The organism is Dactylosporangium salmoneum (assembly GCF_039532525.1).
Classification (GTDB): Bacteria; Actinomycetota; Actinomycetes; order Mycobacteriales; family Micromonosporaceae; genus Dactylosporangium; species Dactylosporangium salmoneum.
Map to the genome: position 1 here is coordinate 1 of NZ_BAAARV010000100.1, position 18,977 is coordinate 18,977.

Annotated in this window: 18 protein-coding genes; 3 read left to right on the top strand and 15 right to left on the bottom strand. The window is 71.3% G+C overall.

What is annotated here, in order from left to right; all coding sequences use genetic code 11:
* Nucleotides 1–472 precede the first annotated feature (472 nt).
* Nucleotides 473–829 (bottom strand): histone-like nucleoid-structuring protein Lsr2, encoded by a 357-nt coding sequence (locus ABD352_RS48265; RefSeq protein WP_344619389.1) that lies wholly within the window; start codon nucleotides 827–829, stop codon nucleotides 473–475.
* A gap of 245 nt (nucleotides 830–1,074) precedes the next feature.
* On the opposite strand from ABD352_RS48265, the gene ABD352_RS48270 reads away from it, so the two are divergent.
* A complete protein-coding gene (locus ABD352_RS48270; protein WP_344619390.1) occupies nucleotides 1,075–1,797 on the top strand; it encodes a class I SAM-dependent methyltransferase in 723 nt (240 codons plus the stop codon).
* Here the strand turns inward: ABD352_RS48270 and ABD352_RS48275 are convergent.
* From ABD352_RS48275 to ABD352_RS48315, 9 genes are all read right to left on the bottom strand, one after another.
* Entirely contained in the window at nucleotides 1,794–2,555 is a 762-nt protein-coding gene (locus ABD352_RS48275) for a type III pantothenate kinase (protein WP_344619391.1), read from the bottom strand. The genes ABD352_RS48270 and ABD352_RS48275 overlap by 4 nt on opposite strands.
* 29 nt (nucleotides 2,556–2,584) lie before the next feature.
* Nucleotides 2,585–3,463 carry a carboxylating nicotinate-nucleotide diphosphorylase gene (nadC, locus tag ABD352_RS48280; RefSeq protein WP_344619392.1) on the bottom strand — a complete coding sequence of 293 codons (879 nt, stop codon included), beginning with the start codon at nucleotides 3,461–3,463 and terminating at the stop codon, nucleotides 2,585–2,587.
* 7 nt (nucleotides 3,464–3,470) lie between these two features.
* On the bottom strand, nucleotides 3,471–5,096 hold the full coding sequence (locus ABD352_RS48285) for an L-aspartate oxidase (RefSeq protein WP_344619393.1): 1,626 nt from the start codon (nucleotides 5,094–5,096) through the stop codon (nucleotides 3,471–3,473).
* Nucleotides 5,097–5,175: 79 nt separating this feature from the next.
* The gene (locus ABD352_RS48290) at nucleotides 5,176–6,045 is read right to left on the bottom strand and encodes a septum formation family protein (RefSeq protein WP_344619394.1); all 870 of its coding nucleotides are present in this window, start codon (nucleotides 6,043–6,045) and stop codon (nucleotides 5,176–5,178) included.
* A gap of 50 nt (nucleotides 6,046–6,095) precedes the next feature.
* Nucleotides 6,096–7,001: a septum formation family protein gene (locus ABD352_RS48295; protein WP_344619395.1), complete on the bottom strand. Its 906-nt coding sequence runs from the start codon at nucleotides 6,999–7,001 to the stop codon at nucleotides 6,096–6,098.
* 58 nt (nucleotides 7,002–7,059) lie between these two features.
* Entirely contained in the window at nucleotides 7,060–7,482 is a 423-nt protein-coding gene (panD, locus tag ABD352_RS48300) for an aspartate 1-decarboxylase (RefSeq protein ID WP_344619396.1), read from the bottom strand.
* On the bottom strand, nucleotides 7,479–8,255 hold the full coding sequence (gene panC, locus ABD352_RS48305; protein WP_344619397.1) for a pantoate--beta-alanine ligase: 777 nt from the start codon (nucleotides 8,253–8,255) through the stop codon (nucleotides 7,479–7,481). The genes panD and panC overlap by 4 nt, the downstream gene beginning before the upstream one ends.
* Nucleotides 8,252–9,148, bottom strand: a complete 897-nt coding sequence (locus tag ABD352_RS48310; protein WP_425553951.1) for a Rossmann-like and DUF2520 domain-containing protein — start codon at nucleotides 9,146–9,148, stop codon at nucleotides 8,252–8,254. The genes panC and ABD352_RS48310 overlap by 4 nt, the downstream gene beginning before the upstream one ends.
* A 91-nt stretch (nucleotides 9,149–9,239) precedes the next feature.
* Complete coding sequence (locus ABD352_RS48315) at nucleotides 9,240–9,785, bottom strand: TetR/AcrR family transcriptional regulator (protein WP_344619465.1); 546 nt, start codon at nucleotides 9,783–9,785, stop codon at nucleotides 9,240–9,242.
* Nucleotides 9,786–10,027: 242 nt separating this feature from the next.
* On the opposite strand from ABD352_RS48315, the gene ABD352_RS48320 reads away from it, so the two are divergent.
* Nucleotides 10,028–11,317: a D-arabinono-1,4-lactone oxidase gene (locus tag ABD352_RS48320; RefSeq protein WP_344619399.1), complete on the top strand. Its 1,290-nt coding sequence runs from the start codon at nucleotides 10,028–10,030 to the stop codon at nucleotides 11,315–11,317.
* Between the two features lie 3 nt (nucleotides 11,318–11,320).
* On the opposite strand, the gene topA is transcribed toward ABD352_RS48320, so the two are convergent.
* Nucleotides 11,321–14,119: a type I DNA topoisomerase gene (gene topA, locus ABD352_RS48325; protein WP_344619400.1), complete on the bottom strand. Its 2,799-nt coding sequence runs from the start codon at nucleotides 14,117–14,119 to the stop codon at nucleotides 11,321–11,323.
* A 119-nt stretch (nucleotides 14,120–14,238) separates the two neighbouring features.
* Here topA and ABD352_RS48330 point away from each other — a divergent pair, with 119 nt between their 5' ends.
* A complete protein-coding gene (locus ABD352_RS48330; RefSeq protein WP_344619401.1) occupies nucleotides 14,239–14,376 on the top strand; it encodes a hypothetical protein in 138 nt (45 codons plus the stop codon).
* A gap of 30 nt (nucleotides 14,377–14,406) precedes the next feature.
* Here the strand turns inward: ABD352_RS48330 and ABD352_RS48335 are convergent, their stop codons facing one another.
* The 4 genes from ABD352_RS48335 to ABD352_RS48350 all read right to left on the bottom strand — a co-directional run bounded on the left by ABD352_RS48335 (nucleotide 14,407) and on the right by ABD352_RS48350 (nucleotide 18,976).
* Nucleotides 14,407–15,321 carry a hypothetical protein gene (locus ABD352_RS48335; RefSeq protein ID WP_344619402.1) on the bottom strand — a complete coding sequence of 305 codons (915 nt, stop codon included), beginning with the start codon at nucleotides 15,319–15,321 and terminating at the stop codon, nucleotides 14,407–14,409.
* Nucleotides 15,312–15,836 carry a hypothetical protein gene (locus ABD352_RS48340; protein WP_344619403.1) on the bottom strand — a complete coding sequence of 175 codons (525 nt, stop codon included), beginning with the start codon at nucleotides 15,834–15,836 and terminating at the stop codon, nucleotides 15,312–15,314. Before ABD352_RS48340 ends, ABD352_RS48335 begins: the two co-directional genes overlap by 10 nt.
* A gap of 89 nt (nucleotides 15,837–15,925) precedes the next feature.
* Nucleotides 15,926–18,289 (bottom strand): sodium-translocating pyrophosphatase, encoded by a 2,364-nt coding sequence (locus tag ABD352_RS48345; RefSeq protein WP_344619404.1) that lies wholly within the window; start codon nucleotides 18,287–18,289, stop codon nucleotides 15,926–15,928.
* Nucleotides 18,290–18,490: 201 nt separating this feature from the next.
* Nucleotides 18,491–18,976, bottom strand: a complete 486-nt coding sequence (locus ABD352_RS48350) for an ATP-binding protein (RefSeq protein ID WP_344619405.1) — start codon at nucleotides 18,974–18,976, stop codon at nucleotides 18,491–18,493.
* Nucleotide 18,977 lies beyond the last annotated feature (1 nt).

The following is an 18,977-nucleotide window of genomic DNA, read 5'->3' on the forward strand; positions in this document are numbered from 1 at the left end:
ATCCGGGCTTCTTCCTGTGCCAGGACGACAACCCGTCGTGCTCGGTCGGTGAACCGCTCGAACATCCCTGCTCCTCACGTGCCGTGTCCGTCGCCGCCGCTTTTACGCGGAACCCCCGTGGGAGGAGGTCGCCACGCCGAAGCTCTGTCGGACGCCAACGTGACCGTGCCATCACTCTATCGCCGCGAGCCGACACCTTGCGGGGTGTGCGGCGTTGCCGCACCCCACATTCGGGCACCGAGACCCACGGTCTGTTGTTGCCTACCCCCCGGGGACCACGTGTACCCGGTGCTTGAACCCAACGTTCGCACCCGCGGGCCTGTTCCAGCACCCCGTCCCGTACGCCAAGAGCGAAATCGGACTCCGAACGCAAGACACCCACCGTAACTGAACCGCTACGATGGGTGTCTAAACTCTCGAATCGCTATGCAGGGAGCAAAACGCCCGCTAAGCCCGAAACGGTCAAGCGGCGCTATCGGCCCGCTTCGGCGTTAAAGCGGTCGACGATTTCCTGCTTGATCCGGCCCCGGTCGGACACCTTGATGCCCTTGTTCTGGGCCCATTCCCGAATCGCCTTGTTCTGCTCGCGGTCCGCGGCGGCCCCACCCCGGCCACGGGCGCTCGCGGCCCGCCCGCCGACCACCACGCCACCCCGCCCGACCTTGGTCCCGGCGGACAGGAAGGGTCCGAACGCATCGCGCAGCTTCGTTGCGTTCTTCTTGGACAGGTCGATCTCGTACTGCACGCCATCGAGCGAGAACTTCACCGTCTCGTCGGCTTCTCCGCCGTCGAGGTCGTCGACCAGCACGTGGATGGTCCGCTTGGCCACTGTCGTATTCCCTTCGAGGAAGCCCGCCCCGGTTGTGCGAAAGCAAAGATAACGCAGTAAGGGCGCGGCTCGTCAACGGTCCGCCGAAACTACCCCGCCAACACCAGCACAAATACCGGCCGGGTCCGGGTGTGCGGAATAGCTCACCAGCAATGCGCGCGTACAGATCCGTGTCGAGCGCCTTGCTATCTGTGACCAAGCCACCACAGATGCCGCAGAATTGGTCGATCACGTACGGTCGGGCGATGGACTTCGCCAAACACGCGTCTTCGTTCGGTCCGGCCGCCGAGCTGTACGACCGAATCCGGCCGCGTTATCCCCGCGAGGCCCTGCTCTGGGCCCTGGGCGAGCGGCCGCGCACGATTGTCGACCTGGGCGCGGGCACGGGCATTCTGACCCGGCTGCTGCTCGAACTCGGCCACCGCGTCATCGCGGTCGAGCCGGACGACGAAATGCGCCGGCAGATCGGTGGCGATGCCCGATCCGGCTCGGCCTCGTCAATTCCGGTGGAGGACGCCGCCCTGGACGCGGTGACGGCCGGGCAGGCATATCACTGGTTCGCCGGGGAGCCCGCGCACACCGAGATCGCCCGGGTGCTGCGGCCGGGCGGTTTCTTCGTGCCGATCTGGAACGTCCGCGACGAGTCGGTGCCCTGGGTGGCCGAGCTTTCCGAGGTGTTCGACGGGAGCAAGGGCCGGGACGTCATCGACGAGCGTCTTCTGCCGGCGGACCAGTTCGGACCGGCATTCGGCCCCTATGAGCTGGGGCTTTTCCGGTGGAGCGCGCCGCACACCATCGACTCGCTGGTGGAACTGATCCGCTCCCGCTCCTATTACCTCGTCGCCGACGCGGCCGGCCGCGCGGACCTCGAGCGCCGGGTCCGCGAACTGGCCGGCCGCACCTTCGCCGAAGACCAGTCGTTCGAAATGCCTTACATCACGTATACCTATCGCGCACCGAAACTCTAGGTATTGCGCTCGAAGATGAGACGCAGGCCGATCAGCGTGAGCATCGGCTCGTGATGGGTGACGCTCTGGCTCTCGCCGATCACGATCGAGGCCAGCCCGCCGGTGGCCACCACCGCCTTGACGCTGCCGCCCAGCTCCGCGGTCACCCCGCGCACCACCCCGTCGACCTGCCCGGCGAAGCCGTAGACGACGCCGGACTGCAGGCACTCCACGGTGTTCTTGCCGATCACCCGCGGCGGCTTGACCAGCTCGACCTTGCGCAGCTGGGCGGCCCGGCCGGCGAGGGCGTCGACCGAGATCTCGATGCCCGGTGCGAGCACGCCGCCGAGGAACTCCCCGCGGGCCGACACCACGTCGAAGTTGGTCGAGGTGCCGAAGTCCACCACGATGGAGGGGCCGCCGTAGAGCGTGTAGGCCGCCAGGGTGTTGGCCACCCGGTCGGTGCCGACCTCTTTGGGGTTGTCGATGGCCAGCTGGACGCCGGTGCGCACGCCGGGCTCCACGATCACGGTGGGCACGTTCCCGTAGTACCGCTGCAGCATCGAGCGCAGCGAGCGCAGTGCGGCGGGGACGGTCGAGCACGCCGCGATGCCGGTCAGGGACACCGCGTCGGTGGCCAGCAGGCCCCGGTAGAGCAGGCCGAGCTCGTCCGCGGTGTCGCGGGCGTCGGTCTTGATCCGCCACGAGTGAACGATCTTCTCGCCCTCGAACGTGGCGAGCACCGTGTTGGTGTTCCCGATGTCGATGCAGAGCAGCACCCCGGAAGCCTATCCGGGGTGCCACTGCATCAATGCAACCGCAGGTCCATTGCGATATCGAGGATCGGCGAGGAGTGCGTCAGCCCGCCGACGGAGAGGTAGTCGACCCCGGTGGCGGCGTACTCGGCCGCGGTGGCCAGGGCCAGGTTGCCCGTCGCCTCCAGCTCGGCCCGCCCGCCGACCGCGGCGACGACCTCGCGCAGCAGCTCCGGGCGCATGTTGTCGAGCAGCAGGAACGTCGCGCCGGCGGTCACCGCCTCGACCGCCTCGCCGACCGTGGTCACCTCGACCTGCACCGGCACGTCCGGGAAGGCCTCCCGCACGCGCTGGTAGGCGGCCGTGATGCCGCCCGCGGCCAGCTTGTGGTTGTCCTTGATCATGGCGACGTCGTAGAGCCCCATGCGCTTGTTGGTGCCGCCGCCGGCGCGCACCGCGTACTTCTCGAGGATCCGCAGGCCGGGTGTGGTCTTGCGGGTGTCCAGGACCAGCGCCTTGGTGCCCTCCAGCAGGTCCGCCCAGCGGCGGGTGTGGGTGGCCACGCCGGACATGCGGCAGAGCAGGTTCAGGGCGGAGCGCTCGGCGGTGAGCAGCGCCCGGGTGGGCCCGTGCACCGTGGCCAGGACGTCGCCGCGGGCCACGCGCTCTCCGTCGCGCTTCCTGACCTCGGCGACGGTACTTCCTGAGGTGGCCTCGAACACCGCGGCCGCCACCCACAGGCCCGCGACCACGCCGTCGGCCCGGGCCACGATGTCCGCCTCGTCGGTCTGCTCGGCCGGGATCGTCGCCACGCTGGTGACGTCCAGGCCGTCGGGGCCGAGGTCCTCGGCGAGGGTGCGCCGCACGATCTCGGCCACGGCCGCCGGGTCGAGCCCGACCTTGCGCAGCTCGGCCTCGGTCTGGATCCTCACTGGTTCCTCACGCGTCCTCCCAGGTTTCGGTGAGTCCGCCGGCGTCGTCGAGGGCGGCGAGGAAGTGCCCCCGGAACACGTCGCTGGCGTCGGGAAAGTCCTCGCGCCAGTGGCAGCCCCGGGTCTCCTGCCGCTGCGTTGCGGCGGCGACCAGGGCACTGGCTACGGTGAGCAGATTGGTGGCCTCCCAGGCGGCCACGTTGGCCTCGGCCCGGTCGGCGGAGAGCTTGGTGAGCGCCTGCGTGGCCTGGTCGAGGGACTCGGCGCTGCGCAGCACGGAGGCGTGGGCCGACATGGCGGCCTGCAGGTGCGGGCGGATCGCCGGGTCGGCCGACCAGGTGGGCCGCTCGACCGTGACCGGCTCGCCCTGGCTCGGCAGGTCGCGCGCGATGTCCTCGGCGATGCGGCGGGCGAAGACCAGCCCCTCCAGCAGCGAGTTGGAGGCCAGCCGGTTGGCGCCGTGCACGCCGGTGCAGGCCACCTCGCCGCAGGCGTAGAGGCCGGGGATGGAGCTGCGCCCGTGCAGGTCGGTGCGCACGCCCCCGGAGGCGTAGTGCGCGGCCGGGGAGACCGGGACGAGGTCCTCGGCCGGGTCGACGCCGGCCGCCCGGCAGGAGGCGACGATGGTCGGGAACCGGGCCTCCAGGAACTCCCGGCCCAGGTGGCGGGCGTCGAGCCAGACGTTGCTCGCGCCCTCGGCCCGCATGACCCGGTAGATGCCCTTGGCCACGACGTCGCGCGGGGCCAGCTCGGCCAGCTCGTGGCGGCCGACCATGAACCGGTTGCCGTCGCCGTCGCGCAGGTAGGCCCCCTCGCCCCGCAGCGCCTCGCTGACCAGCGGCTGCTGCGAGTCGTGGTTGCCCAGGGCCAGGGCGGTCGGGTGGAACTGCACGAACTCGAGGTCGGTGACCCGGGCCCCGGCCCGCAGCGCGAGCGCGACCCCGTCGCCGGTGGAGACGATCGGGTTGGTGGTGGCCGCGAAGATCTGGCCCATGCCGCCGGTGGCCAGCACGACCGCCCGGGCCATGACCGCGCCGACGCCGTCCTCGGCGCCCTCGCCGAGCACGTGCAGGGTGACCCCGCAGGCCCGGCCGGCGGAGTCGGTGAGCAGGTCGAGCACCAGCGCGTGCTCGATGAGCCGGATCCACGGGTCGCGGTGCACCGCGGCGTGCAGGGCCCGCTGCACCTCGGCCCCGGTGGCGTCGCCGCCGGCGTGGATGATCCGGTTGGCGTGGTGGCCGCCCTCGCGGGTCAGCATGAGCGAGCCGTCGCTGTGCCGGTCGAACTCGGCGCCCCAGCGGATGAGTTCGCGCACCCGGGTCGGTCCCTCGCGGACCAGCACGTCGACGGCGGCCGGGTCGCAGAGCCCGACGCCGGCCACCAGCGTGTCCTGGGCGTGCGCCTCGGGCGTGTCGGACCGGTCGAGCACGGCGGCGATGCCGCCCTGGGCCCAGCGCGTGGACCCGTCGTCGATGTTGACCTTGGTGACCACGGTGACGTGCAGCCCGGCCTCGCGGAGGTGGAGCGCGGCGGTCAGCCCGGCCACCCCGGATCCGATGACGACCACGTCGGTCGGCTCCGCCCAGCCGGGCGGTGGCCCGTCGAGGCGGCGCGGGACGATCGGCCCGTTCATGCCCACTGTCATCCCTACAGTCAACATCACTCGCCCGTACGGCGGGTGGTGATGCTCGTCGCTGCGCTCCGCCGGGCGCTCAGGCCGCCGGCAGGGGGTCCTTGCCGAGCCCCTTGACCGTGGCCTTCAGCGGCTTCGGGCTCATCAGGTAGCAGGCGAAGGCCTGGTCGCTGCCGAGCCAGTCGTCCGCCGTCTTGGGCCCGACCGAGCCCGGGGCCAGGTCGTCGCGGGAGCCGTCGTCGGGAAGGCCCAGGTACTTCAGCCCGACCGTCGTGCACCCCTTGCTGGTCGCCGACGCCACCGCCGCCTGGTCGAAGGGCGCCTCGGGCGGAGTGATGATGTACACACCCGTGTACTCACCGTCGTGGGGGTCGGAGCACTGGACGTACCGAAGCGAATCTCCGGTTCTCTTGACACAGGCGATGTCGAACGATCGATCGCTGCCGAGCGCGCCCTTGAGCGAGCCGGTGTGGGGGGCGAACTGGTCGCCGGTCGGACCGGTGACCTCGGCGACCGCGCACCCGAAGAAGCCGTCGGTGGCCGGCTTGATCCACGCCGCCAGGATCTGCACCCGCGAGGCGTGCCAGGCCCCGTCGAGGAAGAGCGGGCCCTGGACCAGGCAGGCGCGGCGGGCCTGGGCGTAGAGCAGCGCCTGGGCGACCTTCACGTCGTCGCCCGTGGCGTCGTCGAGCCGGTGCAACTGGTCCCTGGTCGCCTGGCCGACGTAGAACAGCTCGACGGTGTGCGCGCCGGCGCAGTCGACGGGGTCGCCGGCCCAGGGCAGGGCCGCCTTCGCCCCGTTGGCGTCGACGTTGTAGCAGGTCCCGGCCTTGGGCGCGGATGCCGGAGGGGTGCTCGGGATGTCCCGGCCCTGCCCGCGCTCGTACATCCAGTAGACACCGCCGCCGAGCAGCGCCACGACGGCGACGATGATGGCCACCCGCTTCATGAGGAAGCAGTCTGCGTTACCGGCCGGTAACTGTCCAGCGCCGGCGGTCGCTAGATCTGGGCCGTGCCGATGCCCTTGATCGACTTGCTGGTCGTCTTCTTGTCGAACAGCATCGCGTAGCAGCGGGCGGCCCGGTTGCCGCGGTCCCAGTCCTCCTGGCCGACCATCCAGTAGCCGATGCCGACCTGCGTGTGGTTGGTCAACTGGGTGGCGGTGAGGTTGAGGTACTTGGCGCCGATGGCCTCACAGCCCGGCTTGATCGACTTCTTGCGCGCGTCCTGGGTGTCCGGGAACGGCTGGTCGTTGGCGATGTAGGTGCCGACGTACTCCATGTTGTGGGTGGAGGTGCACGACGTCGGCGTGTAGTCCAGCCAGGACGTGCCGTCGGTGTCGTAGACCTCCGCCGCGCAGGTCAGCGCGACCGGCTTGTCCCCGCTCAGCCCGCCCTTGAGGCTGCTGGAGCGGTTCACCGGCTTGTCGCCGTCGCTGACCACCTCGGCCAGGTCGCAGCGCAGGTAGCGGGCGCCGGCCGCCCACTGGGTGGCCGACGGAACCAGGACCAGCATCTCCAGGCGCCCGTCGTGGTAGTCGCCGCCGAGGAACTTCTCGGCCTCGCTACCGCACTTGGCCCAGCCGTCCTTGAGCGCCTCGCCCTTCGGCGGGGCGGTGGCGCTCGCCGCGGAGCCGGTGAGGTCGCCGACGTAGAAGGTCTCCGACGCGTGGGTGGCGGTGCAGGAATCGGCCAGCTTGAACGAGAACTGCGTGATGTTCTCGGTCTGGAACGTGTCGGCCGTGGTGGTGTAGCAGGCACCGACCGGCGGGGACGGGACCTTCGGCGTGCCGAGCATCGCCCAGTCGTCGATGAGATCCTTGTCGGTGCCGGCGGGCGCGCCGCAGCCCGCCAGGAGGGCCATGGCCATCACCGGCACCAGCGCCGCGGTCAGCTTGCGCGCCATCCTCGTCCGTCCTCCCGGGGCAGTCTGCCCACACCATAGACCGGACCGGCAAGCCCTGCTAACGACGGATGAGGTCACCCCGGACCGGCGAGCCAACCATGCCGGGCACCGCGTCCGCCGCGTCGTCGCCGAGCTCGATCACCCGGTTGTCGGCGTCGACGTGCACGACCCGCGGCCGGTAGGTGCGGGCGGTGGCGTCGTCGAGCTGGGCGTACGAGATCAGGATGACCAGGTCGCCCGGGTGCACCAGGTGGGCGGCGGCGCCGTTGATGCCGATCACGCCGGAGCCGCGGGGGCCGGCGATCACGTACGTCTCCAGCCGCGCCCCGTTGGTCACGTCCACGATCGCGACCTGTTCGCCGGCGAGGAGGTCGGCGGCGTCCATCAGATCCTCGTCCACTGTCACGGATCCGACGTAGTGCAGGTCGGCCTGGGTGACGGTGGCGCGGTGGATCTTGGACTTGAGCATCGTACGGATCACGGTCGGTCCACTCCGAGGTTGTCGATCAGTCGCGTGCCGCCGACCCATGCGGCGGTGAGGTAGCGGTCGTGGGCGTGCACGAGGTAGTCCAGCTTCACCTCGGGCACCTTGGCGTACTCGGCCAGCCCGGCCTCGACGTCGCCGGCCGCGGCGGCCGCCGCCAGCGCCCGGGACAGGACCAGCGCCTGCTCCCGCTCGGCCGGCGAGAGGTAACGGTTGCGGCTGCTCAGGGCCAGGCCGTCGGGCTCGCGCACGGTCGGCACCCCGCGCACGTCGATCGGCAGGTCGAAGTCGCGGACCATGGCGCGGATCAGGGTCAGCTGCTGGAAGTCCTTCTCGCCGAAGTACGCCAGGTCGGGCCGGGTCAGCTGGAAGAGCTTGTTGACCACGGTGAGCACGCCGTGGAAGAAGCCGGGGCGGCTGGCCCCCTCCAGCTGCTCGCCGAACGGACCGGGGGCGACCCGGACGTCGGGCTCGCCGTGCGGGTAGACGACCTCCCGGGCCGGGGCGAAGACCAGGTCGACGCCGCACTCGCGGGCCAGCTCGAGGTCGGCCTCCATGGTGCGCGGGTAGCGGTCGAAGTCCTCGGCCGGCCCGAACTGCAGCGGGTTGACGAAGATCGTCAGCAGCAGCGACCCGGCTTCGGCGCGGGCCCGGCGTAGCAGGGCCGCGTGCCCGGCGTGCAGCGCGCCCATGGTCATCACGACCGCGACGGGCCCGGCGAGGCCGGCCCGGTCCGCGTTCAGCTCCTCGCGGGTGGTTGCCACCTTCATACGGCTCGCTCCTTCGCAGCCTCGCGCAGCACGTCGAGCAGGGGTTCGGCGTCGATCGGGCGCAGCCGGCCGGCCGCGATGACCCGGTCGGCGGTGCGGCGGGCCAGCGCCAGGTACGGCGGCACCGAGCCGGGTGCGACGGCGTCGAGGGCCCGCAGGTGCTTGGCCACGGTCCCGGCGTCGCCGCGGGAGACCGGGCCGGTGAGGGCCGCGTCGCCGAGGCGCAGCGTGTTGTCCAGGGCCGCGCCCAGCAGCGGGGCCAGCACCCGCTCGGGCTCGTGCACGCCCGCGTCGCGCAGCCGGTCCATCGCCTCGCTCACCAGCGTGGCGAGGTGGTTCGCGCCGTGGGCCAGCGCCGCGTGGTACAGCGGCCGCTTCTGCTCGTCGATCCACTCGACGATCCCGCCCAACGCGGCGACCAGCTCCTCGGCCGCGGGCCGCAGCTCGTCGGGGGCGGTCACGCCGAAGGACACCCCGGGGAGCCGGTCGAGGTCGGCCTCGGTGCCGGTGAACGTCATGGCGGGGTGCAGCGCGAGCGGGAAGGCGGCGGCCGCGACGACCGGGGCGAGCACGGCGAGGCCGTGTGCGCCGGAGGTGTGCGCGACGATCTGGCCGGGGCGCAGGGCGCCGGTCTCGGCCAGGCCGGTCACCAGGCCGCCGAGCACGTCGTCGGGGACGGCCAGCAGGACGAGGTCCGCGGCGGCGGCCACCTCGTCGGCAGGCAGGAGGCGCGCGTGGGGAAGGAGCTGCTCCGCGCGGGCGCGGGAGGCGGCGGAGACGGCCACCGCGGCGACCACGGTGTGCCCGGCCCGCTCGAGGGCGGCCCCGAGGACCGCGCCGACCCGGCCGGCCCCGATGATGCCGATGTTTCGCCTGCTCATCTGATGATCCAGTCCTCGTGGTGGGGTACCGGTCGATCAGAAGTATGCGGCACCGCGGGCAAAGCGGACAGGGTTCCGCCCGCTCCGCCCGCTGTCGAAAACGTCACAGGCGGTGGTGCAGGTACTCCCTGATCAGCGCCTTGGCCTCGCCCAGGACCACGGCGTCGCCGTCGACGGAGCGCCGGAACGCCAGCTTGATGAGCGCGTCGGCCGCCTCGACCGCGATCGCCAGCACGAACTGCAGCCGCTGCGGGTCGTCGATGCCGAACCGCTCGGTCAGCAGCGCGGACAGCTGCGAGACGATGACGTCGTTGTTGTCCCGCTCGTCGTCGAGCAGGTGGATGTCGACCACGTCACCGAAGTGCAGGGTGCGGAACCCCGGCACGGTGCGGTGCATGTCGATGTACTCGTCGATCGCCGCGTCGACGGCGTCCCACCAGTGCGCCATGCCCTCGTCGGCCAGCCGGGCGCCGAGGCGCTCCAGGTAGCCCTCCAGGCTGCGCAGCGTGAGCGCCTGCACGATGGCCCGCTTGTCCGGGAAGAACTGGTAGACCGAGCCGATCGCCACCCCCGCCCGCTCCGCCAGCAGGGTCGTGGTGAGCCCGTCGTAGCCCACCTCGTCGACGAGTTCGGCGCAGGCGTCGAGCATCCGCCCGACCCGCGCCACGCTGCGCCCCTGCACCGGCACCCGGCGCAGCGGCTTCGTCCCGGCGCGGGCCACAGTCTGCGTCGCCACCCGGTCTCCCCCCTCTGCCTCGTCGGATCAGGCGGGAGATCCCATCCTGGCCCGCCTTTGAAACCTACTCACGTCAACGAGCGGGCACGATCGACGGATAGCCCATTTCACCCTTGTGATTGACGACGGGCATACGTGAAGGGTACTCAGGTTTTGTGACATCTCCGTGGGCCAACTGGGCCGGCAACCAGCGCGCGAACGCCGCCCGCGTCGCGCACCCCTCCAGCGCGGCTGAGCTGGGCGAAGTCTTCCGCGCGGCGGCCGCCGACGGGCTCCGGGTCAAGGCGGTCGGCAGCGGCCACTCCTTCACCCCGGCCGCCGTGACCGACGGGGTGCGGGTCGAGCTCGACCGGATGGCGTCCCTCGTGCGGGTGGAGGGTGACCTGGTCACCGTGCAGGCCGGCATGACCCTGAAGGTGCTCAACGCGACCCTGGCCGCGCACGGCCTGGCCATGCCCAACCTGGGCGACATCGACGCGCAGACGATCTCCGGCGCGCTGTCCACCGGCACCCACGGCACCGGCGCCGGCTACGGCTGCCTGTCCACCTTCATTGCAGGGCTCACGCTGGTCACCGCCGACGGCAGGGAGCTCTCCTGCTCGGCCACGGACAACCCGGACCTGTTCAACGCGGCCCGGGTCAACATCGGGGCGCTGGGCGTGCTGAGCACGGTGACGCTGCGCTGCGTGCCGGCGTTCACGCTGCGGGCCGACGAGCGCCCGGCCACCCTCGCCGACGTGTGGGCCGGGCTGGCCGAGCACGTCGGGCAGAACGACCACTTCGAGTTCTACTGGTTCCCGTACACCGACCGGGTCCAGATGAAGCGCAACAACCGGGTGCCGGCGGCCGACTCGCCGCTGCCGGGCTGGCGGCGCTGGCTCGACGACGACTTCCTGTCCAATTCCGTGTTCGGCGCCGCCTGCGCTCTCGGAAAGGCATTTCCGGCGACGGTACCGCCGATCAGCCGCATTTCGGCGCGGGCGCTCTCGGCGCGCACGTACACCGCCGCCTCCCACGAGGTGTTCTGCACGCCCCGGCGGGTGCGTTTCGTGGAGATGGAGTACGGCCTGCCCCGCGAGGCGCTGCGCGAGGCGTTCGACGGGCTTCGGGCGATCGTGGACTCGAGCCCGACCAAAATCCAGTTCCCGGTCGAGGTGCGCTTCACGGCGGCGGACGACATCTGGCTGTCCCACGGGCACGGGCGCGACAACGCCTACATCGCCATTCACCAGTACGCCGGCGCGCCCTTCGAGGAGTACTTCCGCCGGTTCGAGGCGCTCACCACGCCGCTGGGCGGCCGGCCGCACTGGGGCAAGATGAACTTCCGCACCGCGGAGTCGCTGGCCCAGGCCTATCCGCGCTTCGCCGACTTCACCGCGCTGCGCGACAAGCTGGACCCGCACCGGTTGTTCGCGAATGCGTACACCGAGCGGGTCCTCGGCTGAGGCCTACTCTTCCTTTTTCTTGCGGGCGGTGGTCGCCTTCTTGGGGGCGGCCTTCTTGGCGGGGGTCGCCTTCTTGGCGGCCGCCGTCGTCTTCTTCGCCGCCGTCGCCGTGGCCGTCGTCTTCTTCGCCGCCGCCGTCTTCTTGGCAGGAGCGTCGGCGGTCTTCTTCGCCGCGCGGGCCTTCTTCGGCGCCGGGCCCTTCGCCCGCTTCTCGGCCAGCATCTCGCTGGCCTCCTCCACGGTCAGGGTCTCCACGCTCTGGCTGCGCCGCAGCGAGGCGTTGAACTCGCCGTCGGTCACATAGGGGCCGAACCGGCCGTCCTTGATGACCAGCGGCTTCTCGGTCGCCGGGTCGTTGCCCATCTCGCGCAGCGGGGGCTTCGCGGCCGCCGTCTTGCGCACCTTGGGCGCGGCCAGCAGCGCGAGGGCCTGCTCCAGGGTCAGCGTGAACAGCTGGTCCTCGCTCTCGATGGAGCGGGTGTCGGTGCCGCGCTTGATGTACGGCCCGTAGCGCCCCGGCGAGGCGAGGATCTCCTGGCCCTCGGCGTCCAGGCCGATCAGCCGCGGCAGCGTGAGCAGCAGCAGCGCCTGGTCCAGGGTCAGCTCGTCCGGCTTCTGGCTGGACAGCAGCGACGAGGTGCGCTCGCCGGAGGAGACGTACGGCCCGAAGCGGCCGGACTTGACCACGATCGGCTCGCCGGTCTCCGGGTGCTCGCCGAGCTTGCGCTCGCCGCCGGCGCCGCCGACGAACAGCTCGTTGACCTTCTCCGGGGTGAGCTCGTCGGGGGCGATGCCTTCGGGCACGGCCGCCCGGTCCCCCTCCTCGCCCTCCGGCGCGCCCGGCGTGGTGCGCTGCAGGTAGGGCCCGTAGCGGCCGACCCGCACCACGACGTCGCGGCCCTCGTCGTCGCGAAACAGCGGGATGGAGTTGACGCCGCGCGCGTCGATCTCGCCGAGGCGCTCGGTCACCATCCGCTTGAGGCCGCCCTGGCGGGCCACCGAGCCCTCGTCGCCGTTGTCGCCGCCGAAGTAGAACGGGTGCAGGAAGGCCACCGTGCTCTCGTCGCCGTTGGCGATCTCGTCGAGCACGTTCTCCATCGACGCGGTGAAGTCGTAGTCGACCAGCCGCGGGAAGTGCTGCTCCAGCAGGCCGACCACGGCGAACGCGAGGAACGAGGGGATCAGCGCCTGGCCACGCTTGAACACGTAGCCGCGGTTGTTGATCGTCTCCATGATCGACGCGTAGGTCGACGGGCGCCCGATGCCGAGCTCCTCCATCGCCTTGACCAGCGAGGCCTCGGTGTAGCGGGGCGGCGGCTGGGTGGTGTGGCCGGCCGGGGTCAGCCCCTGCTCGGTCAGCGGCTGGCCCTTGACCAGCACCGGCAGCCGGCGCTCGGCGTCGTCGGCCTCGGCCGACTCGTCATCGCTGGACTCGACGTAGGCGCGCAGGAAGCCGGGGTCGGTGATGGTCTTGCCGGTGGCGGCGAAGTCGACCGACTCCTGCTGGGCGGTGACCGCGTTGATCCGCACCGAGGTCGAGTTGCCGACCGCGTCGTTCATCTGCGACGCGATGGTCCGCTGCCAGATCAGCTCGTAGAGGCGCCGCTCGTCGGCGTTGAGCTCGTTCGCCACGTCGCCCGGGGTGCGGAAGCTGTCGCCGGCCGGGCGGATCGCCTCGTGGGCCTCCTGGGCGTTCTTGACCTTGCCGGTGTACCGCCGCGGCTGGGCCGGCACCGCCCCGGGCCCGTAGAGGTCGTGGATCTGCTGGCGGGCCGCCGCGATGGCCGCCTCGGAGAGGTTCACCGAGTCGGTACGCATATAGGTGATGTAGCCGTTCTCGTACAGCCGCTGCGCGACGCGCATCGTGTTGGCCGAGGAGAGCCGCAGCTTGCGGGCCGCCTCCTGCTGCAGCGTCGAGGTGATGAACGGCGGGTAGGGCTTGCGCCGGTAGGGCTTCTCCTCGACCCGGGTGACCGTGAACGGCCGGCCCTCCAGGCGCGCGGCGAGGCCGCGGGCGCCCGTCTCGTCGAGGTGGATGACCCCAGCGCCGGGGCGGACCTGGCCGGTCTCGGGGTCGAAGTCGCGCCCGGTGGCGACCCGGTCGCCGTCGATCGCGATCAGGGTCGCGTTGAACGGCCGCGGGTCGTTCTCGGCCAGCAGGCGGGCGAGGATGTCCCAGTAGTCGGCCGAGCGGAACTTCATCCGCTGCCGCTCCCGCTCGACCACGATCCGGGTGGCCACGGACTGCACCCGGCCGGCCGACAGGCCCGGGTTGACCTTCTTCCACAGCACGGTGGAGACGTCGTACCCGTAGAGGCGGTCCAGGATGCGGCGGGCCTCCTGGGCGTCGACCAGCGAGCGGTTGATCTCGCGCGGGTTGGCCACCGCGGCCTGGATCGCCGGCCGGGTGATCTCGTGGAAGACCATCCGCTTGACCGGCACCTTGGGCTTGAGCGTCTCGAGCAGGTGCCAGGCGATGGCCTCGCCCTCGCGGTCCTCATCTGTGGCGAGGTAGACCTCGCTCGCCTGCTTCAGCAGGTCCTTGAGGCGCGTGATCTGGCGGCGCCGGTCGGGCGAGATGATATAGACCGGGGTGAAATTGTTGTCGACGTTCACGCCGAGATACGCCCAAGGCTCGCTCTTGAGCGCCTCGGGCATGTCTTTCTTACCTACCGGCAGATCGCGGACGTGGCCGAAACTCGCCTCGACGAGATAGTTCGGGCCCAGGTAGCCCGAAATCGTCTTGGCCTTCGCCGGCGACTCCACGATCACCAGCCGCTTCGTGTTGGCGGAGGTCGGCACTGTTCTCCCCGGTATGGACGGACAGACGTCAAACGTAACGCGCGCCCCCGCGCCGAGTTGCGCAATGGGGCGCCCCGGCAGTCGGCACGCGACACGCCGATCGGCGCCACGGTACACCCATGCACAACCGCGACCTGCCCGATCTTGCGAACGTGTCGCATCGCCTGCCGTTTTTGTGGTGGTTTGTCGCCCGTCCAGCGCTTCGCTCGGAGACAAATCACGTCACCGGAGTGAAGCCGCCGGCCTACTCGCCGTAGTCCGGCCGCCGGCTGCACGGCCGCGGATTCTCAGGCCGGCCAGGCGCCCGTCGGGGCGGCCGCGGGGGGCTCGCCGACGAGCTCCGCGAGGCGGGTGATGCGCCGCGGTCCCACGATGCGGTACGCGGGACCGCCCGTCTCCGCGCCGACGAGCACGGCGGGTAGACCGACCGCCTCCAGCGCGTCACCGACCGCGATCCAGTTGTCGGCGGCCTGCCGGTCGATGGCGGGCGGCGTCTCTTGCGGCGCTTCCTGCTCGGGCGCCTTCTCGAGCTCGACCGTGGGCAGGTCGGCGTCGGCGGAATCTGCCCACTCGTCCACGTAGAAGTCCTCGGCGTCGGCGAACTCGTCCGGGCCGGGATCGAAGGCTGTGATTTTGCTCTCGCTTTTGCGCCTCCGCACGTTCGGCTGCTCGGGCCGCGGCGCCTTCACCGGCACCGGCGGGGGCGCGGGCTCCTCCTCCGGGAACAGGGGCTCCACCGCCGGGGGCTCCTCCTCCTCGGGCTCCGGAGGCTCCGGCAGCGGCCGCGGGGCGAGGCGCAGCAGGTAGGCGCGCTGGCCGTCGTACTCGCCGGCGGCGGCCACCCACAGCCGCAGCGCCCGGCCGTCCAGCACCAGCCGGCGGGGCGCCACCTTGCCGCCGTCGTCGTCCAGCCAGCGGCCGGCCAGCGGGGCGAGGGCGGCCGAGTAGGCGGTGCGCAGGTGCCAGCGGTCCTCCTCGCCGGTCGGCTCGCAGCTCACCACCAGGCCGCGGGCCTCCAGCTCGGTCCGCAGCACGGCGCACCGCCAGGCGTCGCTGACCACGATCGACACCCGGCCCGTGCCGCCCATCCGGCCGATCTGCCCGGCCCCGGCCAGCAGGCCCTCCAGGTCGACCGGCGCCGGTGCGCGGGCCTCGACCCCGAAGAGCGACAGTTGCCGGCCGCGGGCCGGCGTCACCGGCACTCGGGCACCTCGTCGAAGGCCTGCTGCAGCTCGGCCGGGCCGACGTGGGCCGGGTCGATCGCGCTGTGCTCGTACTCGTCCTTGAGCGTGGCGAACGCCGCCGTGACCTTGCCGTAGAAGGTCTTCGCGTCGGCCGTGGGCAGGCCGGAGACGGTGCGCTTGGCGTTGCCGTACGCGTCGCGAGCCTTCGTCAGCGACGCCGTGAACTGCTCGGCGACCTTCTTGCCGTCCGCCACCCGCGGTACACCGGCGGCATCCACTCCGGCGCGGGCCTTCTCGCTGGCCGTCTCCGCGCCCGAGAGCAGGTCCACGATGTTGGTCTTGGTCGCCTCGGGGGTCTTGGCCGCCCCCAACTGCTGCTGCGCCTTCGCGGTCAGGCCGGCGATGTCGTTGCGCCAGGGGGCGAGCGCGGTGCACACCACCTTGGCCCACTGCTTCGGCTCCACCCCGTCCCCACCGCATCCGGCCACGGCGCACAGCAGGAGGGCGGCGGCGAGGAGGCGGGCGGCACGCATGGTGTGCAGCGTAGAACCGATCGTCTGTTCGAGAAAACACGACGCTCCGGCCGAAACCGGCCGGAGCGTCGCGCGTTTGGTTCGATGCGTCAGGCGGTGACCTTCTCCGGGGTGCTCTCCTTCGCCCCGGTGCCATTGCCCTCGCCGGCGTCGACGGCGACCGGCTTGCGCTTGCTGACCAGCACCGCGACCACGATGACGGCCACCGCGGCGATGGCGATGACGTAGCGGAACGCGTGGTTGCCGTCGCCGACGGTCAGCGTGACCACGCCGGGGGCGATCAGCAGCGCGACCAGGTTCATCACCTTGAGCAGCGGGTTGATCGCCGGGCCGGCGGTGTCCTTGAACGGGTCGCCGACGGTGTCGCCGATGACCGTCGCGGCGTGCGCGGGCGAGCCCTTGCCGCCGTGGACGCCGTCCTCGACCAGCTTCTTGGCGTTGTCCCACGCCCCACCGGAGTTGGACAGGAAGACGGCCATGAGCGTGCCCGTGCCGATCGCGCCGGCCAGGTACGCCGCCAGCGGGCCGACGCCGAGGCCGAAGCCGACGGCGATGGGCGCCATCACCGCGAGCAGGCCCGGGGTGATCAGCTCGCGCTGGGCGTCGCGGGTGCAGATGTCGACGACCTTGCCGTACTCCGGCCGCTGGGTGCCGTCCATGATGCCCGGGAACTCCCGGAACTGCCGCCGGACCTCGAACACCACCGCGCCCGCCGAGCGGGCCACGGCGTTGATCGCCAGGCCGGAGAACAGGAACACGACGGCGGCGCCGATGAGCAGGCCGACCAGGTTGCTCGGGTTGGCCACGTTGAGCAGGTTGTCGATCGACAGCTTCGACTTGGCGTCGTTGAGCGCGTTCTGCATCGTGTCGGTGTAGGAACCGAACAGCGCCGTCGCGGCGAGCACGGCGGTGGCGATCGCGATGCCCTTGGTGATCGCCTTGGTGGTGTTGCCGACGGCGTCGAGCTCGGTCAGGGTGCGGGCCCCGGTCTCGTCGATGTCGCCGGACATCTCGGCGATGCCCTGCGCGTTGTCGCTGATCGGGCCGAAGGTGTCCATGGCGACGATGACGCCCACGGTGGTGAGCAGGCCGGTGCCGGCCATGGCGACCGCGAACAGCGACAGGGTGATCGATCCGCCACCGAGCAGGAAGGCGCCGAAGACGCCCGCGCCGATGACGATGGCCGAGTAGACGGCCGACTCGAAGCCGACGCTGACGCCGGCGAGGACGACCGTGGCGGGGCCGGTCAGGGCGCTCTTGCCGATGTCCTTGACCGGGCGGCGCTCGGTCTCGGTGAAGTACCCGGTGAGCGCCTGGATAATGGCGGCCAGCGCGATGCCGATGATCACCGCGATGATGGCGGTGACGTGCGGGCCGAACGGCGGGTTGTCGCCCTCACCGAGCTTGAGCGTGGCGCGCCAGCCGTCGCCGAGCAGCTTCGTCCAGGTCGTCGGCAGGTAGAACAGCGCGGCCACGGCGACCAGGATCGCCGATACGACGGCGGAGATGTAGAACGCCCGGTTGATCGCGACCAGCCCGTTGCGGTCGGACTTGCGCAGGCGGGTGAGCGCCACGCCGAGGATCGCGATGATCACGCCGATGGTCGACACGATCAGCGGGAAGACCAGGCCGGACTCGCCGAAGGCGGCGCGGCCCAGGATGAGCGCCGCGACCAGCGTGACCGCGTAGGACTCGAACAGGTCGGCCGCCATGCCGGCGCAGTCACCCACGTTGTCACCCACGTTGTCGGCGATGGTCGCCGCGTTGCGCGGGTCGTCCTCGGGGATGCCCTGCTCGACCTTGCCGACCAGGTCGGCGCCGACGTCCGCCGCCTTGGTGAAGATGCCGCCGCCGACCCGCATGAACATGGCGAGCAGGGCGGCGCCGAAGCCGAAGCCCTCGAGGACGATCGGCGCCTTGTCCTTGAAAATGAGCACCACGAGGGCCGCGCCGAAGAGGCCGAGACCCACGGTGAGGAAGCCGACGACGCCACCGGTGCGGAACGCGATCTGCATCGCCTTCTCCCGGCCGCCGTCCTCTCGGGCCGCCGCCGCGACGCGCAGGTTGGCGCGGGTGGCCAGCGCCATGCCGGCGCCACCGATGAAGGCCGAGAAGACCGCGCCGACGACGAAGAACGCCGACCGGCCGATCTTGATCATGGTTTCGTTGTTCCCGGCGTCGTTCACCGGGAGTAGGAACAGCAGCACCACCGCGATGACGACGAAGATGCCCAGGGTCTTGAACTGGCGCGTCAGGTACGCGGACGCGCCCTCCTGCACCGCCCCGGCGATCTCCTGCATCTTGGGGGTTCCCCGACCGGTCGCGAGTACCGCCCTGACGAGCGCCGCGGCAAAGCCCAACGCCACGAAGGCGATGACGAGCGCGACGACGACGTAGGTCAGGTTGCTCCCGGAAAGGGAAATCTCGCCGCCTGCGACGAGTGATACGGACATTCGTTGTCCTCCTGTACCGACACATGACATAGCCGCGAGCGGTCAGGCCGGCGGCGGTTCTCCACTCGGGGAGCCCGTGTTGGACGACCGAGGTACCCAGTGACCTGGGGCGTCATACACGATCGCCGTACTCTAGCCGTCAGGCGTGTCAGTGGTCACACCGACTTGCGCGTTTATACAAATCGCATTCTGTCGATTTGGTCACGCAGGTCGATCGCCGGGGTGCTCCAGAGGCCAGGACATCCGGACCTCGGTTCCGACACCCTCGGATAATTCGGACACACTCAGGTCGTCGACGAGACCCGCCAGCAGGGCGAGGCCCATGCGGGCGGCCACCGCCTCCTCCGCGAGGAGGTCGGGCGGGGTGGTCAGCGGCAGGGCGGGGTCGGACAGCAGGACAACAGCCTCGTCCTGCGGCTCGCGGCTCACCGTCGCGCCGTTGGCCGCCCGGTCGACCACCCGGACAGTGAAACGGTCGCCGTCGGCCATGGCGACGTCGACCAGGGCGTCGAGGCCGTGCGAACGGTGCAGCGCCACGGCCCGCGAGCACGCCTCGCCGATCGCCAGGCGGACCTCCTCGAGCAGTTCCTCGGCCACGCCGGCCCGCCGGGCGACGGCGACGCCGACGAGGCGGGCCGTGCGCACGTGGGCCGGCGCCGGCGAGAAGGAGAGTCGTACCGTCGGCATG

Bases quoted from the DNA above. Each gene is read 5' to 3' on its own strand.
- ABD352_RS48270 (WP_344619390.1), top strand. From the start codon at position 1,075: ATGGACTTCGCCAAACACGCGTCTTCGTTCGGTCCGGCCGCCGAGCTG.
- ABD352_RS48285 (WP_344619393.1), bottom strand. From the start codon at position 5,096: ATGAACGGGCCGATCGTCCCGCGCCGCCTCGACGGGCCACCGCCCGGC.
- ABD352_RS48290 (WP_344619394.1), bottom strand. From the start codon at position 6,045: ATGAAGCGGGTGGCCATCATCGTCGCCGTCGTGGCGCTGCTCGGCGGC.
- ABD352_RS48295 (WP_344619395.1), bottom strand. From the start codon at position 7,001: ATGGCGCGCAAGCTGACCGCGGCGCTGGTGCCGGTGATGGCCATGGCC.
- panC (WP_344619397.1), bottom strand. From the start codon at position 8,255: ATGAAGGTGGCAACCACCCGCGAGGAGCTGAACGCGGACCGGGCCGGC.
- ABD352_RS48315 (WP_344619465.1), bottom strand. From the start codon at position 9,785: ATGCTCGACGCCTGCGCCGAACTCGTCGACGAGGTGGGCTACGACGGG.
- ABD352_RS48330 (WP_344619401.1), top strand. From the start codon at position 14,239: ATGCACAACCGCGACCTGCCCGATCTTGCGAACGTGTCGCATCGCCTG.
- ABD352_RS48340 (WP_344619403.1), bottom strand. From the start codon at position 15,836: ATGCGTGCCGCCCGCCTCCTCGCCGCCGCCCTCCTGCTGTGCGCCGTG.
- ABD352_RS48345 (WP_344619404.1), bottom strand. From the start codon at position 18,289: ATGTCCGTATCACTCGTCGCAGGCGGCGAGATTTCCCTTTCCGGGAGC.
- ABD352_RS48350 (WP_344619405.1), bottom strand. From the start codon at position 18,976: ATGCCGACGGTACGACTCTCCTTCTCGCCGGCGCCGGCCCACGTGCGC.